Raw genomic sequence first — 13,776 nt, 5'->3', positions numbered from 1 at the left:
CGGAGCCTGTCACCAGGTCGTCACCTATCCGGCTGACCCCTGTGGGCCTCGCCCGCCCTGCCCGGCGCGCTCCTCCTGCGACCGCCAACCGTGGATCAGCAGGTCGAACACCGTCTCCACAGCCGCGCGTGGATCCGGTCGCCCCTTGGCCAGGGCCGGCAGTCCCAGGACGAACCGCGCGAGGGCCGAGCACGCGAGATCATCCGTCTCCCGGCCGAGTTCCTCCGCGATCACGGCGCCGAGGGCGCCCGCATGCCGCATCCACATACGCTCCGCGTACTCGCGGAGCGCGGGTGTTCGGTCCACCAGCGCGGTGAACTGACGCAGACGAGGATCCGACGCCAGCGGCACCCATGACCTCAGCACGTGGGCGCGGAGCGCCTCGACCACGTCCTGACCGGCCGGCCGTTCACGGACGGCGGCGGTCAGCTCGGCCTCGACGTCCTCCTCGCGGTCGAAGACCAGCGCCTCCTTGCTCGGGAAGTGCGCGAAGAGTGTCGTCGTCGACACGTCGGCCTTCTCGGCGATATCACGGACGCTCACTTGTTCGAATCCGTGTTCCAGGACGAGTTCCAGGGCGGCGTCGGCGATGGCCTGCCGCGTCGCGGCCTTCTTGCGCTCACGACGACCGACGGTCGGGGATTCGGGCATGGCCTCACCCTACCTCACGACTGGAACGAAGCAGAAACTGTAACTGTTGCACTTATGGACTCACTTCTGCTTTGGTTGTCTCCGTAGGGGTTGCCGCCCGTGGGGGGCGCGGCACCGGTCGTCGCCGCGCCGTGGCGTCACCGGGAACCCCGACCGACGAAAGGAATCCACCGTGGAATCTCCGACGCCCACCAACGCGCGGATCAGCATCATCGGCGCCGGGCCGGGAGGGCTCACGTGCGCACGTATCCTGCGGCGGCACGGCATCGCGGTGTCGGTGTACGACCGCGACGCCGAGACGAACCCCCGGAACCAGGGAGGCTCGCTCGACCTGCACGAGGAGGACGGCCAACTCGCGCTCCGTGAAGCGGGCCTGCTGGAGGAATTCTTCGCGCTCGCCAGGCTCGATGGGCAGGAAATGCGCCAAATGGACCCATCGGGGCGCGTCCTCGCCCACCATCTGCCGGACGAGGGCGAAAAGGCCCGCCCCGAGATCGACCGCGGCCAGCTTCGCGATCTCCTGCTGCGCTCACTCCCCGCGGGAACCGTTCAGTGGGGGCGCACGCTCGCATCGGTGAGCGGACCGACCGACGGGCCGCGGACGCTGACGTTCACCGACGGGACGACCGTCGAGGCGGATCTCGTGATCGGTGCGGACGGCTCCCACTCCCGCGTCCGCGCCGCCCTGTCATCCGCGACACCGCGCTACACCGGGGTCAGCTTCCTCGAGGCATGGTTCGACGACATGGAGCACGCGCACCCCGAGCTCTCCCGGCTGGTCGGGAAAGGCAGTGCCCACATCGCCGACGGTGAGCGTGGCCTCTTCGCACAGCGAAACAGCGGCGGTCACATGCGCGTGTACATCATGCAGCGCGTTCCCGTGGACTGGATCGCGGCGCACGGGCTTCGCCCCGAGGACACCAAGGGCATCCGCGGGCATCTGCTCGGCGAGTACGCGGCCTGGTCACCGCGGATACTCCGGATGATCGCCGACAACGACGGCGCCTACGTCGATCGTCCGCTCTTCGCCCTGCCCGTGCCGCACACATGGGAGCGCTCGCCCAGCGTGGCGCTTCTGGGAGACGCCGCACACCTCATGCCACCGCTCGGCGTCGGCGTCAACCTCGCCATGCTCGACGCCGCCGAACTCGCGCTGGCACTCGTCGACTCCTCCACCATCGGCGACGCTGTGGACACCTACGAGAAGTCGATGCTCCCCCGCTCGGCCCAAATGGCCCAGATGCTCGAAGGCGGCGCCGAGCATCTTCTGTCCGTACCCGACCCGGCGTCAGCCGGTGGGGCGCCGGGTCGGGGCTGAGCCGGGCCTCGGCGGCGATGTGCCGGGCCGTCAGAACGCCCTCCAGGGGGGAGGGGCCGGGCGCATACGGTGTGCCCGGTGCGCCGCACCGGGGGTTCGGCGCGGCGCGGGAGCCACGCGGGGGCGGCGGTGCGGAAGATTCGCGTCCGCGCTGGTGTTGAATCGTGCCGAGACACGACCAGTCGACGCGACGATGGGACGGAAGTCATGCCGCTTGAGGGCGAGTACGAGCCCAGCCCCGCGCAGTGGGTGCGGGACCAGGTGGAGTTGTACGAGGGGTCCGGTGGGACCAAGGGAACGACGCTGATGGACACCGGGCTACCTGTCATCATTCTCACGACACGCGGTGCCAAGAGCGGCAAGATCCGTAAGACCCCGCTGATGCGCGTCGAGAACGACGGACGCTACGCGGTGGTCGCCTCGAAGGGCGGCGCTCCCGAGCACCCCGTCTGGTACCACAACGTCACCTCCGATCCGCACGTCGAGCTCCAGGACGGGCCCGTGCGCAAGGGGTTCACGGCCCGGGAGATCACCGGCGAGGAGAAGGCCCGGTGGTGGGAGCGCGCGGTCGCCGCGTATCCCCCGTACGCCGAGTATCAGACGAAGACCGACAGGGAGATCCCGGTCTTCGTCCTGGAGCCGACCGACTGACACCAGACGCACCCGCGCACGGGGAAGGGCCCGTACCGGCACACACGCCGGTACGGGCCCTTGCCCGTGCCCCTCGGCGATCACGGTCACCACAGGCATCACAGAAGGCTCCCGGACGTCCGCCGCATCGGTGCGCATGAACGGCCGGGCGTCGGGCACCCGGATGTCAGGCCCCACCGCGTTCCCCCGTCGCGGCGGGGCTTCCCGCTGTCGCGTCGCCGGTGTGTTCCCGGTCGCTCGCCCCGCTCTCACCGCGGCGCGCGGCCGCTCGCGCCGCACGGGCGTCGGTCACGTCGAGGAAGATCTGGTCGGCCTCGGGGAAGGTGTGGGCGACCGAGCGCTTGATGCGGACGGCGACCTCCTCGACCTCCTCGCTGTCGAGCCCCGGTACCAGGTCGATCCGGGCGGCCACCAGCGTCGAGTCGAGGCCCAGTTCCATGGTCAGCAACGCCTCGACGCTGTCGATCTCGGGCTGCGCCTTCAGCAGTTCACGGATCCGGCCGCTCTGCTCCTCGTCGATGGCCCGACCGATGAGCTGCTCGCGCGCGTCCCGGCCGAGCCAGAAGGCGATGCACACGAGCAGCAGCCCGATGGCGAAGGAGGCGGAGGCCTCCCACACAACCTGGCCCGTGACCATGTGGAGCACCATGCCGACGATCGCGAGGCTCACGCCGAGCACCGCCGTGCCGTCCTCGGCGACGACCGTACGCAGGGCGGGGTCCCGCATTCCGTCGCCGCCCCGTCCGCGTGCCTGGTGGAGTGCCCGCAGCAGCGATCCGCCCTCGGCGAGCAGGGCGACGCCGAGCACCGCGATGCCCACCATGTAGCCCCGGAAGGATTCGTCCGCCCCGTTGCGCAGCGCCTCGAAGCCCTGGAAGAAGGAGAAGCATCCGCCCATGACGAAGATGCCGACGGCCGCGAGCAGTGACCAGAAGAACCGTTCCTTGCCGTAGCCGAACGGATGCCTGCGGTCGGCCGGGCGGCGGCTGCGGCGGAGCGCGGCCAGCAGGAACACCTCGTTCATGCTGTCCGCCACGGAGTGCGCCGCTTCCGAGAGCAGCGCGGGCGAACCCGCGATCAGGCCGCCCACGGCCTTGGCCACGGCGATCAGCAGGTTGGCGCCCAGCGCCACGATCACGGTGACCCGGGTTCTGCTGTCCGAGCCGTCCTCCTTCTGCGGCCGCTGCCGCGTCGGAGGGCCGTGATCCGTCGTTTCCTTCGTTTCTTCACCGCTCACACCAGCCGGTTTCCCCTGGCTCTCCACCTCACACCGTGCCGGCCGACAGAATCGGACCGAGGGGTACAGGGGCCGCGCATCGGGCATCCGTACCCGGTGGAAGGAGGCCGGCGCACGCCCGCGGCCTCGGGAGCGGAGAAGGAGCCTCAGATGTCCAAGAAGCAGAAGAAGCGCCGGCTGTCCCTGGCCTACAAGCCGATCGGCTTCGCGCTGAGCTGGGCCGGAGGCTCCCTCGCCGGACTCGCGTTCCAGAAGACCTGGATGGCGATACGTCACGAGGAAGACGCTCCCGACGCCCTGGACAAGGAGCGCGGCTGGGGCGAGGTGCTGCTCGCCGCCGCCCTCCAGGGCGCGATCTTCGCCGTCGTACGCAGTGCGGTGGACCGCACGGGCGCGAAGGCCATCGAGCGATCGACGGGCGTGTGGCCCTCCCCCGAAAGGTCCGGCCGCGACTGAGGAACGCGCGACCGGGAGCGGCCCGTTCAGCCCTGTTTGGGGGCCGTCGACCGCTTGCACCGCAGGGTGAACGAGTGGCCGGCGGGGTCGGCGTAGCCGCGTTCCTCGTACGGGCCGGACGCGTCCTTGGTGTCGAGCGGCCGGCCGCCCAGGCCCACCACCACCAGCTCCACCTCGTCGAGGTCCTCCACGTGGAAGTCGATGTGGGCCTGGAAGGAGTTCTCGGGACGCGGCCAACTGGGCGGTGTGGCGTTCACGTCCCGGCGGAAGGCCATGCGCATGCCGTCGGTGCCCTTGATCTCGACGCGGTTCGCGCTCGCGTCCGTCTCCTCGGCGTCGAGCAGTTCCTTGTAGAAGGCGGCGAGCTTCTCGGGCTCGGCGCAGTCCAGCACCACGACGGCTGCCGTGACCAGTGCCATGTTTCCTCCGTGAGGGGTTCCGGGACGACGGGGCGGCATCCGGCCGCCACTGCCCTGCCGTTCCGGGTTACCCCGTCCGGTGAATTCAGTCGGCCAGGAGCCACTCGCCGTCCAGCATCAGGTCTCGTCCGGAGATCTCGTCGGCCTCGCGCCAGGCCTGCGGTACGGGCGAGCGGGGGCGCTCTGCCGGGATGACGGTGGAGCCGGCCTCAGTGTGACGGGACGGACGGGCCGGGGTGTGACGGGAGAGGCCAAGGGGCAGGCCGGGGCGGGCGTAACGGGTTGAGCGGCCTGAGCTTGTGACGGGACGAGCCTCGGTGTGGCGTGGCGGGAGGAGCGGCCTGAAAGGGGGACGGGCCGAACCTCGGTGCGGCCGGGACGGGCGGAGCCTCCGCGTGAACGGCGGGACGGGCCGGTCTCAGCGAGACGGGCCCGGTGGGCGCGGTGGGGTAGGGGTTCCCGTCGCGTCCGCGCCTCCGGTGATCTCCGCGAGCCGGGCCGCCGCCGCGCTGAGCAGCATGTCGAGCGCCGTCGGATAGGCGCTGTGCCGCATGTCGGCCAGCAGGTGGCGGGCCGTCGCCGCGATGTTCGGGTGGCTGTCGGCGGGCAGCTTGGCGTACTTCGCCCGCCATACGCCGGCCTCGGCGTCGCGGGCGGCCCGGGGCAGGGCGACGCTCGCCGCGTCCAGGGCCGCGAACGCGAGCGCCTGGTCGACGAAGGCGTGGTAGATCCGTACGGCCTCGGGGTCGGGGAATCCGGCGCCGCGCAGCACCCCGATGATCGTCTCCACGGCCGCGATCTCGTGGACCCTGCCGGTCACCCGGTAGGAGCTGAGCACGGCGGCCTGCGGATGGGCGAGGGACCCGGAGTGCACGCGCAGGCCGAGGTCCCTGAGGTCGGCGCGCCAGTCCCCCGTGGGGTGCCAGGTGCGCAGCGTACGGCCGATGAGCTCGTCGGCGATGGCGAGCAGCAGATCGTCGGTGTCGCGGAAGTAGCGGTACAGGGCGCTGGGGTCGGCGCCGAGGGCGAGGCCGAGGCGGCGGACGGTGAGCGCGTCGGCGCCGTGCTCCTTGAGCAGCCGCAGGGCGGTTTCGACGATCAGTTCCTCGGAGAGGACGACGCCGGTCTTGGTGGGACGTCTGCGCCGCCGGGCGGCGGACGGGACGACTCGGCCGTTCGTGGACGTCATGGTGTCTCCCTCCGGTCCGGGCACCTTATGTCAACAGCGTTGACCTGTTAAGGCCCCGGGCAGTTTCATTTCCGGTCATCGGGCCGGAATCAGGCCCCGGGTGCGATCGGAGCAGGCCATGACGCAGAAGCCGTACGGTGTGGATCCCCCGTCCTTGCGCAAGACGCTCGGCGTGCTGGACGGTGTCGCCATCGCCGCCTCCAGTACGGCGGCGACGACCAGCATCGGTATCGGCCTCGGGGTGACGGCCGGGGTGGTCGGGCTGCATCTGCCCGCGATCATGCTGCTGGCCTTCCTGCCGATCCTCGGGATCGCGGGCGCCTTCTCCCGGCTGAACCGGGTCGAGCCGAACGCGGGCAACGGCTATGTGTGGGTGGGCCGTTCGCTCAGTCCCTGGCTGGGGTTCCTGGTCGGCTGGGTGAGCATCGTGGCCACGGTGGCGTTCCTCGCGTACACCACGGCGGTGACCGGTTCGGCGATGATCCAGCTCGTCGGCGAGGCGGGCCTGCACACGGTGGCCGGCCTGGTGCTCGATCCGGGCTCGACCGCCCAGACCACGGCCGTGGGCATCCTGGTCCTCGTCTCCGTCACCCTCACCGCGGTGACCGGGGTCAGAAGCGCCGCGCGGCTCCAGGGCGGGCTGCTGGTCTTCGAGTACGTCGTCCTGCTGGGCTTCTGCGGATACGGCATCGTCGCCGGCCCGCACCCCTTCAGCCTGAGCTGGTTCGACCCGTTCCAGATCCCGTCGGCGACGGCGCTGGCGCAGGGGATGCTGCTGTCGGTGTTCTGCTACTGGGGCTTCGAGTCGGCGTTCAGCGTGAACGAGGAGGTGCGCGATCCGCAGGACGCCTCCAAGGCCGGGACCATCACACTGGTGACCATGCTGGGGCTGTTCGTGCTCGGCTCGGTGGCCTTCCAACGCGTGCTGTCCGAGGACGAGTTGGCCGGGCACGGCGCCGAGGGGCTGGCCTTCCTCGGGAACCGGCTCGCCGACCAGCCGCTGGCCGCGCTGCCCCTGGTGGCGCTGATGTTCTCGGCGGTCGCCTCGCTGCAGGCCGGGGTGATCCCGACGGCGCGCGGGATGTTCGCGATGAGCCGGGACCGTACGCTCGGGCCCGTGTGGTCCAGGGTCAGCGCCCGGTACGGGACCCCGGCGATCGGCACGCTGCTGATCGGCGCGATGGCCGTGGTCGTGGCCACGCTCTCCCTGGTGATTCCCCGGCTCGCCGACATGATCATGGCGACGGTCAACGCCGTCGGGATCGTGGTGGCGCTGTCGTACGCGCTCATCGCTCTCGCGGCGGCGGCCCGGTTCCGCGGACTGCTTCGCGAGAACTGGCGGGAGGGGATACGCGCGGTCGTCCTGCCCACCCTGAGCGCCGTGGTGCTGCTCGGGCTCGGCGGCTATCTCGCCTGGTCCTTCTACACCTCCACCGACCACCTGGAGGTGAGCGCGGACAACGGCTGGTTCCTGCTGCTCGCCCCAGGCGCCATGATCCTCTCGGGCTTCCTGGCCGCCGCGTGGGCCAAGTGGGTCCGCAAGTCCCCGTACTTCACCACGGGCCGGGGAACCGACGCCGACGCGCCCCAGCTCCTGGCCACCCCCAGTTGAAGCGACTGAGGACTCCCGGCCACTCCGACCAAGGAAACGGAACCATGCACGCTGACCTTCTCTTCACCGGCGGCCCGGTGTTCACCCCCGAGGGCCGCGCCGCGACCGCGGTGGCCGTCACCGGCGAGCGGATCACCGCCGTCGGGAACTCCGAGGTCCATGAGCTGATCGGCCCGGGCACCGAGGTCGTCGACCTGGCCGGGCGGCTCCTGCTGCCCGGGTTCCAGGACGCGCACGTCCACCCGGTCCCGGCGGGCCTGGAACTCACCCAGTGCGATCTCACCGGAGCGAAGACGGCGAAGGACACCGTGGCCGCCGTCCGCGCGTACGCCGACGCGCACCCCGAACGGGAGTGGATCACGGGCGGCGGCTGGTCCATGGAGGCCTTCGCGGGCGGCACGCCGACCAAGGAGCTGCTGGACGCGGTCGTACCGGACCGGCCGGTATATCTGCCCAACCGGGACCATCACGGCGCCTGGGCCAACAGCCGCGCCCTCGAACTCGCGGGCGTCACCCGGGACACGCCCGACCCCGCCGACGGACGCTTCGAGCGGGACGCGTCGGGCGAGCCCACCGGCATGCTCCAGGAAGGCGCGATGCAGTCCGTGGGCCGCCTCACCCCCGCGGCCACACCCGCCGACCGGCTCGCCGCGCTGCTGCACGCCCAGCGGCATCTGCACGCGCTCGGCATCACCGCCTGGCAGGACGCGATCGTCGGCACCTTCCTGGGCATGGAGGACCCGTCCGAGGCGTACCTGACGGCGGCACGCGACGGTTCGCTGACCGCGCGGGTGGTCGGCGCCCTGTGGTGGGACCGGGCGCGCGGCGCCGAGCAGATCCCCGAACTCGTCCAGCGGCGGGCCGCGTTGGAGCACGGACGGTTCCGGGCGACCAGCGTCAAGCTGATGCTGGACGGCGTCGCCGAGAACGGCACCGCCTCGCTGCTCGACCCCTACCTCGACAAGTGCGGCTGCGCCACGGCGAATCGGGGCAAGAGCTTCATCGACCCGGCCCATCTGCCCGCCTACGTGACCGAGTTGGACGCGCTCGGGTTCCAGTGCCACTTCCACGCGCTCGGCGACGGCGCCGTACGCCATGCCCTGGACGCCGTGGAGGCGGCGCGGAAGGCGAACGGGCCGAGCGACACGCGTCCGCACCTGGCGCATCTCCAGGTCGTGCACCCCGATGACGTGCCCCGCTTCGCGCGGCTCGGCGCCACGGCGAACATCCAGCCGCTGTGGGCTGCCCACGAACCGCAGATGGACGAGCTGACCATCCCCTTCCTCGGGCCCGAACGGGCCGCCTGGCAGTACCCGTTCGGATCGCTGCTGCGCTCCGGCGCGCGCCTGGCGGCGGGCAGCGACTGGCCGGTCAGCAGCCCCGACCCGTTGCGGGGCATCCATGTCGCGGTCAACCGGGTGAGCCCGGACGAGCCGGGGCCGGTGTTCCTGCCGGCCGAACGCATCGATCTGACGGCCGCGTTGACGGCGTACACCGCGGGAACGGCGTACGCGAACCACCTCGACGACACCGGGAGCGTGCGGGTGGGCGCCCTCGCGGATCTCGTCGTCCTGGACCGCGACCCCTTCGCGGGACCGCCGGAGGCGATCAAGGAGACCGGGGTCGCGTTCACCTACGTCGGAGGGGAGCGCGTGTACGCGGCACCGGACGCCTGACCCGCCCGGCCTCACCTCACCCGGCCCAGCTCGACCCCGACCCGCCGCCGTCACTTCTTGGACAGTAGTCCAGCTATAGTGGACATCTGTCCAAGAAATGACGAGGCGAATCGGAGCCTGTTGACGATGGAAACGGTCGCGAACGTGCTGGTGGGCCTGGTGGCCGCACTGCACGTGTACATCCTGGTGCTGGAGATGTTCCTGTGGGAGAAGAAGCCGGGGCGGGAACTTCATGGATTCGACGCACAGACGGCCCGGGCGACCGCGCCGCTCGCCGCGAACCAGGGGCTCTACAACGGGTTCCTGGCCGCGGGCCTGGTGTGGGGGCTGATCGCGGCCGACCCGACCGGCCATGACGCGCAGGTCTTCTTCCTGTGCTGTGTCGTGGTCGCGGGCGTGTACGGATCGGTCACCGCGAACCGCCGCATCCTGTTCGCCCAGGCCCTGCCGGGCGCGCTCGCCCTCGCCGCCGTCCTGTTCGCCGGATGACGCCCGAGGACCCGCGCGCCGCGCGGACCCGCGCGAGGCTGCGGCAGGCGCTGCTGGAGGAGTGCGCCGAGCAGCCGCTGGAGGACATCGGCGTCGCCGCGCTGGTGCGGCGGGCCGGGGTCGGCCGGGCCACCTTCTATGTGCACTACGCCGACCTGGAGGCGCTGGCGGTCGACGCGTGCGCCGATGTCGTACGGGAGGCCGTGGAGGCGCTGCACGCCTGGCGCGGCCGTCCCGACCCGGTGTCGGCGCCGCCCGCCCTGCGCGCCTTCTTCGCCGAACTCGCCCCGCGCACCGCTCTCTACCGCGCGCTGCTGAGTCCGGGCGGCGGTGGCCCGCTGGGCCGCGTGCTCCACCGCGACCTGCGGGCCCGCAGCCTGGCCGAGCGCACCCTCGCGGGCGCGCCGGACGCGCCGCTCGTCGCCTCCGCGGTGGCCGCCACCTTCGCGGGCGTCCTCGCGGACTGGCTGCACGGCCTGCTGGAGGGCACCCCGGACACCGTCGCGGACCAGGTCTGGCAACTGCTCGTCGCCCTGCACACGAGCCGGTGACGCTCAGGGCCGCAGGGACCGTCCGGGGGCCGTGAGGATCGCCGCCGACACCTCAATCGCACCCGAAGCCCGGCTTCGCGGCCGGCCAGGCCTCCACCCCGTGCGAGGTCCGGACGTACGCCGTGGACCTGTCCGGCGTCAGCCAGAGGCTCCAGTCGCGGTAGTGGTAGCCGGTGTCGCGCGCACCGGCGGGCATGCGGACGTCTCCGTCGTAGGGGGCGGTGAGCGCCTCGGACGGGAAGACCCCGCGCGGATCACGCACGTACGACCGCCCGTGCTCGCCCAGATCGAGGAAGTGCGCGCTCCGCCAGTCGCAGTGCTCGGGGCCGGCCGAGCTGGTCACCTCGGTGGTCGGCAGGCGGTGGCCGTCCCGGTCCGTCCAGATCTCGTACCCGTGCGCCCCGGTGTAGCTCGCCGGGAACTCTGAAGGGTCGCAGGAGGCACTGGTCTCCGGGCCCCAACCCGGGCGCCGCGGCTGGTCCTTGGCGACGACGACGGCGACCTTGGTCCTTCCGCCGACGTCGTACGAGAACAGCACACGGTCTCCTTCGACGCGCTCCACCCGGTAGCCCCGCTCCGGCAGGCCGGGCTGGTAGATGTCGAAGTACGCGGTCAGCCCCTCCTCGGGGGTCGAACCGCCGTCACCCTTGCTCCACGAGTCGCCCGCGGGACCGGCGTGGATCGCGCCGTCGCACTCCAGGGCCCGGCCGGCCGCGCCCGAGGTCTCCTTCGCGCCGAGTTCACCGTCGTCCGCGTTCTGCTTGTACGGCAGGTCCAGCCGGCCGGCGTACGGCCTGGCGGGCGGTGTGCCGGTCACCACCAGAGCGTCGTGCCCTCCCCCGCCGCACCCCGCCGCCGCGAGCCCCACCAGCACCACCGCCGCCGCGATCCCCTTGCGCATACCCACCCCTGATCCTCCGCCCCTCGTTCGTCCTCCTACGACGCACGGGCGCGGACGTTCGTTCGGCGGTCTGCGCCGGGAGCGTTCGAGGGCCGGCGCGTGGCCCGGCGCGAGCGAGCGTTCGGCGGTCAGCGCGTGGTCTGGAACGTGCGGCGGTATGTCTGCGGTGAGACGCCGATCGTCGCCTGCAGGTGCTGGCGCAGCGAGGCGCCCGTCGCGAAGCCGACCTCGCCCGCGACGCGGTCCACCGGCAGATCGCTGGCCTCCAGCAGATGGCGGGCCCGGGCGACCCGCTGCTGGATGAGCCAGCGGCCGGGGCTCAGGCCCACCTCGTCGTTGAAGCGGCGGGCGAAGGTGCGCAGGCTCATTCCGGCGTGCGCGGCGAGCTCGGTCAGGGTCAGCGGGTCGCCGAGACGGGTCAGCGCCCAGTCGCGGGTGGCGGCGGTGCTGGCCGTCGAGGGCTCCGGCACGGGCTGCTCGATGTACTGGGCCTGGCCGCCCTCGCGCAGTGGCGGGACCACGCAGCGCCGGGCCACCTTGTTGGCCAGTTCGCTGCCGTGATCGCGGCGGAGGATGTGCAGGCAGATGTCGATGCCGGACGCGGCGCCGGCCGAGGTGAGGATGTCGCCGTCGTCGACGAACAGGACGTCCGGATCCAGGTCGACCCGCGGGAACATGCGCCGGAACGCGTCCGACACGCACCAGTGCGTGGTCGCCCGGCGTCCGTCCAGCAGCCCGGCGGCGGCCAGCACGAACGCGCCCGTGCAGATGGACACGATGCGGGTACCCGGACGGACGAACGCGAGCGCGGCGGCGACCTCGTCGGAGAGGGCGTCGGTGACCCGATCCGGGGTGACGGCCGCGATGACCACCGTGTCCGCCGTACTCAGGGCCTCGGGACCGTGGTCGACGGTGATGGAGAAGTCGGCGTCGGTGCGGACCGGTCCTCCGTCGACGGTGCAGGTCACCACCTCGTAGCGGCCGTCCGCCGCGCCGAAGATCCGGCTGGGCATGCCCAGTTCGAAGGGATAGACGCCGTCGAGCGCCAGGACCACGACCCGCTCCACATGCTGCATGGCACGATCTTATCGAAGGTTGGCGATTATGCCATTTCCCGGTGGAGCGCACCCCGGCAGGCTGGTTCACCATGAGCACTGTGAACACCATGCGAGCCATCGGCCAGAACGTCCTCGGCGGTCCCGGGGTTCTTGAGGAAGTGACCCTGGAACGGCCCGCGCCGCGGGCGAACGAGATCCTGGTCCGGGTACGGGCCGCCGGGGTCAACCCGACCGACTGGAAGCACCGCGCGACCGGAGGGTTCCTCGGCGAGCCGCCCTTCGTCCTCGGCTGGGACGTCTCCGGCATGGTCGAGGCGACCGGGATCGGCGTCGCCCACGTCAAGCCCGGGGACGAGGTCTTCGGCATGCTGCCCTACCCCTACGGCCACGGATCGCACGCCGAGTACGTGACCGGTCCCGCGCGCGCCTTCACCCTGAAGCCGTCGGTGATCGACCACACGCAGGCCGCCGCGCTCCCGCTGGTCTCCCTGACCGCGTGGCAGGCGCTGACCGAACGGGCCGGCGTACGGCCGGGGCAGCGGGTGCTGATCCACGCGGCGGCCGGCGGGGTCGGCCATGTGGCCGTCCAGATCGCGAAGGCACTCGGCGCGTATGTGATCGGCACCGCGAGCGCGGGCAAGCACGACTTCCTGAGGTCCATCGGCGTGGACGAGCCGATCGACTACACCGCCGTCGACTTCGCCGAGACCGTACGCGATGTCGACGTCGTACTGGACACGATCGGCGGCGAGACCGGACTGCGCTCGCTGCGCGTGCTGCGCCCCGGCGGCGTGGTCGTCTCCATCCTGCCGGTCGGGCCCGACACGTTCTACGACGAGGCCGAGCGGCTCGGGGTCCGGGCGGTGCGGATGCTCGTCGACGCCGACCAGACCGGAATGCGGGCGGTCGCGGACCTCGTCGAGAAGGGCGCGCTGCGCCCCACGATCGCCGAGACCTTCCCGCTGGCCGATGCCGCGAAGGCGCATGCCCTGGGCGACACCGGCCGGACCACGGGGAAGCTCGTCCTGGTGGTCGACTGACGGCTGGGGCCGGCCCATGGCCCGCCCACGCCGATGGCCAACTCGCCGCACACAGCGAAGACATATGTCAATCGAACATGCTGGAATTCACTTCAACGAGGGTAACTTGCAGGGCACGGAACGGTTTTCCACGCACCGGTGCCCGGGGTCGTGTCCAGTGATTACTTGACGTATCGTCGCCCCGGCCCCCGGTGACCCTGCCCTCCTGCCCTCGGGAGCAGGTCAACAGCCGGCTGGAGGTGATGTCCGCGTGGCGAGCGACCCCGCACCGTCCACCAGGCATCTGCGTATCCACCATGACCACGGTCATGTGGTGCTGGAGCTGCACGGGGAGATCGATCTGCTCGCCGCGACGGAGATCACCCCGTTCCTGGACGCGGTGACCTCGGAGCCCGGGGGGGGGGGGGGGGGGGGGCCGGGGGGGGGGGGGGGTGTTGGGTTTTTCGGGGGTTGGGTGTGCTCCCCCTCCAGAAAACGTGTTCTTTAGGGGGGGGGGAGGGGGTGCCCTGTTTTTCCCCACCCTCCCGC

At 71.6% G+C, this 13,776-nt stretch carries 14 protein-coding genes; 8 read left to right on the top strand and 6 right to left on the bottom strand.

All coding sequences use genetic code 11. The features are described from left to right. Positions 1-24: 24 nt before the first annotated feature. Positions 25-651, bottom strand: coding sequence for a TetR/AcrR family transcriptional regulator (locus ACZ6KY_RS39785; protein ID WP_469315138.1), 627 nt, complete (start codon positions 649-651; stop codon positions 25-27). Between the two features lie 172 nt (positions 652-823). On the opposite strand from ACZ6KY_RS39785, the gene ACZ6KY_RS39780 reads away from it, so the two are divergent. Together ACZ6KY_RS39780 and ACZ6KY_RS39775 are read left to right on the top strand one after the other, a co-directional pair. After that, a complete protein-coding gene (locus ACZ6KY_RS39780) occupies positions 824-1,969 on the top strand; it encodes an FAD-dependent oxidoreductase (RefSeq protein ID WP_469315137.1) in 1,146 nt (381 codons plus the stop codon). 207 nt (positions 1,970-2,176) lie between these two features. Further along, positions 2,177-2,620 carry a nitroreductase family deazaflavin-dependent oxidoreductase gene (locus ACZ6KY_RS39775; protein ID WP_469315136.1) on the top strand — a complete coding sequence of 148 codons (444 nt, stop codon included), beginning with the start codon at positions 2,177-2,179 and terminating at the stop codon, positions 2,618-2,620. Positions 2,621-2,786: 166 nt separating this feature from the next. Here the strand turns inward: ACZ6KY_RS39775 and ACZ6KY_RS39770 are convergent, their stop codons facing one another. Continuing rightward, positions 2,787-3,944: a cation diffusion facilitator family transporter gene (locus ACZ6KY_RS39770; RefSeq protein ID WP_469315135.1), complete on the bottom strand. Its 1,158-nt coding sequence runs from the start codon at positions 3,942-3,944 to the stop codon at positions 2,787-2,789. Between the two features lie 63 nt (positions 3,945-4,007). Here ACZ6KY_RS39770 and ACZ6KY_RS39765 point away from each other — a divergent pair, with 63 nt between their 5' ends. Next, complete coding sequence (locus ACZ6KY_RS39765) at positions 4,008-4,313, top strand: DUF4235 domain-containing protein (protein ID WP_469315134.1); 306 nt, start codon at positions 4,008-4,010, stop codon at positions 4,311-4,313. Positions 4,314-4,339: 26 nt separating this feature from the next. On the opposite strand, the gene ACZ6KY_RS39760 is transcribed toward ACZ6KY_RS39765, so the two are convergent. Both ACZ6KY_RS39760 and ACZ6KY_RS39755 read right to left on the bottom strand, forming a co-directional pair. Continuing rightward, the gene (locus ACZ6KY_RS39760) at positions 4,340-4,732 is read right to left on the bottom strand and encodes a VOC family protein (RefSeq protein WP_469315133.1); all 393 of its coding nucleotides are present in this window, start codon (positions 4,730-4,732) and stop codon (positions 4,340-4,342) included. Between the two features lie 418 nt (positions 4,733-5,150). Next, positions 5,151-5,921: a TetR/AcrR family transcriptional regulator gene (locus ACZ6KY_RS39755; RefSeq protein WP_469315132.1), complete on the bottom strand. Its 771-nt coding sequence runs from the start codon at positions 5,919-5,921 to the stop codon at positions 5,151-5,153. A gap of 118 nt (positions 5,922-6,039) precedes the next feature. Between ACZ6KY_RS39755 and ACZ6KY_RS39750 the strand changes: the two genes are divergently transcribed. The 4 genes from ACZ6KY_RS39750 to ACZ6KY_RS39735 all read left to right on the top strand — a co-directional run bounded on the left by ACZ6KY_RS39750 (position 6,040) and on the right by ACZ6KY_RS39735 (position 10,249). Next, on the top strand, positions 6,040-7,533 hold the full coding sequence (locus ACZ6KY_RS39750) for an APC family permease (protein ID WP_469315131.1): 1,494 nt from the start codon (positions 6,040-6,042) through the stop codon (positions 7,531-7,533). Positions 7,534-7,577: 44 nt separating this feature from the next. After that, the gene (locus ACZ6KY_RS39745) at positions 7,578-9,209 is read left to right on the top strand and encodes an amidohydrolase (protein ID WP_469315130.1); all 1,632 of its coding nucleotides are present in this window, start codon (positions 7,578-7,580) and stop codon (positions 9,207-9,209) included. A 126-nt stretch (positions 9,210-9,335) separates the two neighbouring features. Further along, entirely contained in the window at positions 9,336-9,698 is a 363-nt protein-coding gene (locus ACZ6KY_RS39740) for a DUF1304 domain-containing protein (protein ID WP_469315129.1), read from the top strand. Next, on the top strand, positions 9,695-10,249 hold the full coding sequence (locus ACZ6KY_RS39735) for a TetR/AcrR family transcriptional regulator (protein WP_469315128.1): 555 nt from the start codon (positions 9,695-9,697) through the stop codon (positions 10,247-10,249). Before ACZ6KY_RS39740 ends, ACZ6KY_RS39735 begins: the two co-directional genes overlap by 4 nt. A gap of 52 nt (positions 10,250-10,301) precedes the next feature. On the opposite strand, the gene ACZ6KY_RS39730 is transcribed toward ACZ6KY_RS39735, so the two are convergent. Together ACZ6KY_RS39730 and ACZ6KY_RS39725 are read right to left on the bottom strand one after the other, a co-directional pair. Beyond that, positions 10,302-11,150 carry a profilin gene (locus tag ACZ6KY_RS39730; protein ID WP_469315127.1) on the bottom strand — a complete coding sequence of 283 codons (849 nt, stop codon included), beginning with the start codon at positions 11,148-11,150 and terminating at the stop codon, positions 10,302-10,304. A 128-nt stretch (positions 11,151-11,278) separates the two neighbouring features. Then, entirely contained in the window at positions 11,279-12,226 is a 948-nt protein-coding gene (locus ACZ6KY_RS39725) for a GlxA family transcriptional regulator (RefSeq protein WP_469315126.1), read from the bottom strand. A 71-nt stretch (positions 12,227-12,297) separates the two neighbouring features. On the opposite strand from ACZ6KY_RS39725, the gene ACZ6KY_RS39720 reads away from it, so the two are divergent. Beyond that, positions 12,298-13,248, top strand: coding sequence for an NADP-dependent oxidoreductase (locus ACZ6KY_RS39720; RefSeq protein ID WP_469315125.1), 951 nt, complete (start codon positions 12,298-12,300; stop codon positions 13,246-13,248). Positions 13,249-13,776 lie beyond the last annotated feature (528 nt).

The organism is Streptomyces sp. NPDC042002 (assembly GCF_055588305.1).
Note: the sequence above shows the minus strand (reverse complement) of the source record. Positions and strands in the feature narration are given on the sequence as shown.

What these genes read in the sequence shown, in the direction of transcription:
- ACZ6KY_RS39755 (WP_469315132.1), bottom strand. Translation starts at nt 5,921, where the DNA reads ATGACGTCCACGAACGGCCGAGTCGTCCCGTCCGCCGCCCGGCGGCGC.
- ACZ6KY_RS39760 (WP_469315133.1), bottom strand. Translation starts at nt 4,732, where the DNA reads ATGGCACTGGTCACGGCAGCCGTCGTGGTGCTGGACTGCGCCGAGCCC.
- ACZ6KY_RS39725 (WP_469315126.1), bottom strand. Translation starts at nt 12,226, where the DNA reads ATGCAGCATGTGGAGCGGGTCGTGGTCCTGGCGCTCGACGGCGTCTAT.
- ACZ6KY_RS39720 (WP_469315125.1), top strand. Translation starts at nt 12,298, where the DNA reads ATGAGCACTGTGAACACCATGCGAGCCATCGGCCAGAACGTCCTCGGC.
- ACZ6KY_RS39745 (WP_469315130.1), top strand. Translation starts at nt 7,578, where the DNA reads ATGCACGCTGACCTTCTCTTCACCGGCGGCCCGGTGTTCACCCCCGAG.
- ACZ6KY_RS39775 (WP_469315136.1), top strand. Translation starts at nt 2,177, where the DNA reads ATGCCGCTTGAGGGCGAGTACGAGCCCAGCCCCGCGCAGTGGGTGCGG.
- ACZ6KY_RS39740 (WP_469315129.1), top strand. Translation starts at nt 9,336, where the DNA reads ATGGAAACGGTCGCGAACGTGCTGGTGGGCCTGGTGGCCGCACTGCAC.
- ACZ6KY_RS39765 (WP_469315134.1), top strand. Translation starts at nt 4,008, where the DNA reads ATGTCCAAGAAGCAGAAGAAGCGCCGGCTGTCCCTGGCCTACAAGCCG.
- ACZ6KY_RS39735 (WP_469315128.1), top strand. Translation starts at nt 9,695, where the DNA reads ATGACGCCCGAGGACCCGCGCGCCGCGCGGACCCGCGCGAGGCTGCGG.
- ACZ6KY_RS39730 (WP_469315127.1), bottom strand. Translation starts at nt 11,150, where the DNA reads ATGCGCAAGGGGATCGCGGCGGCGGTGGTGCTGGTGGGGCTCGCGGCG.
- ACZ6KY_RS39750 (WP_469315131.1), top strand. Translation starts at nt 6,040, where the DNA reads ATGACGCAGAAGCCGTACGGTGTGGATCCCCCGTCCTTGCGCAAGACG.
- ACZ6KY_RS39770 (WP_469315135.1), bottom strand. Translation starts at nt 3,944, where the DNA reads ATGCCCGATGCGCGGCCCCTGTACCCCTCGGTCCGATTCTGTCGGCCG.
- ACZ6KY_RS39785 (WP_469315138.1), bottom strand. Translation starts at nt 651, where the DNA reads ATGCCCGAATCCCCGACCGTCGGTCGTCGTGAGCGCAAGAAGGCCGCG.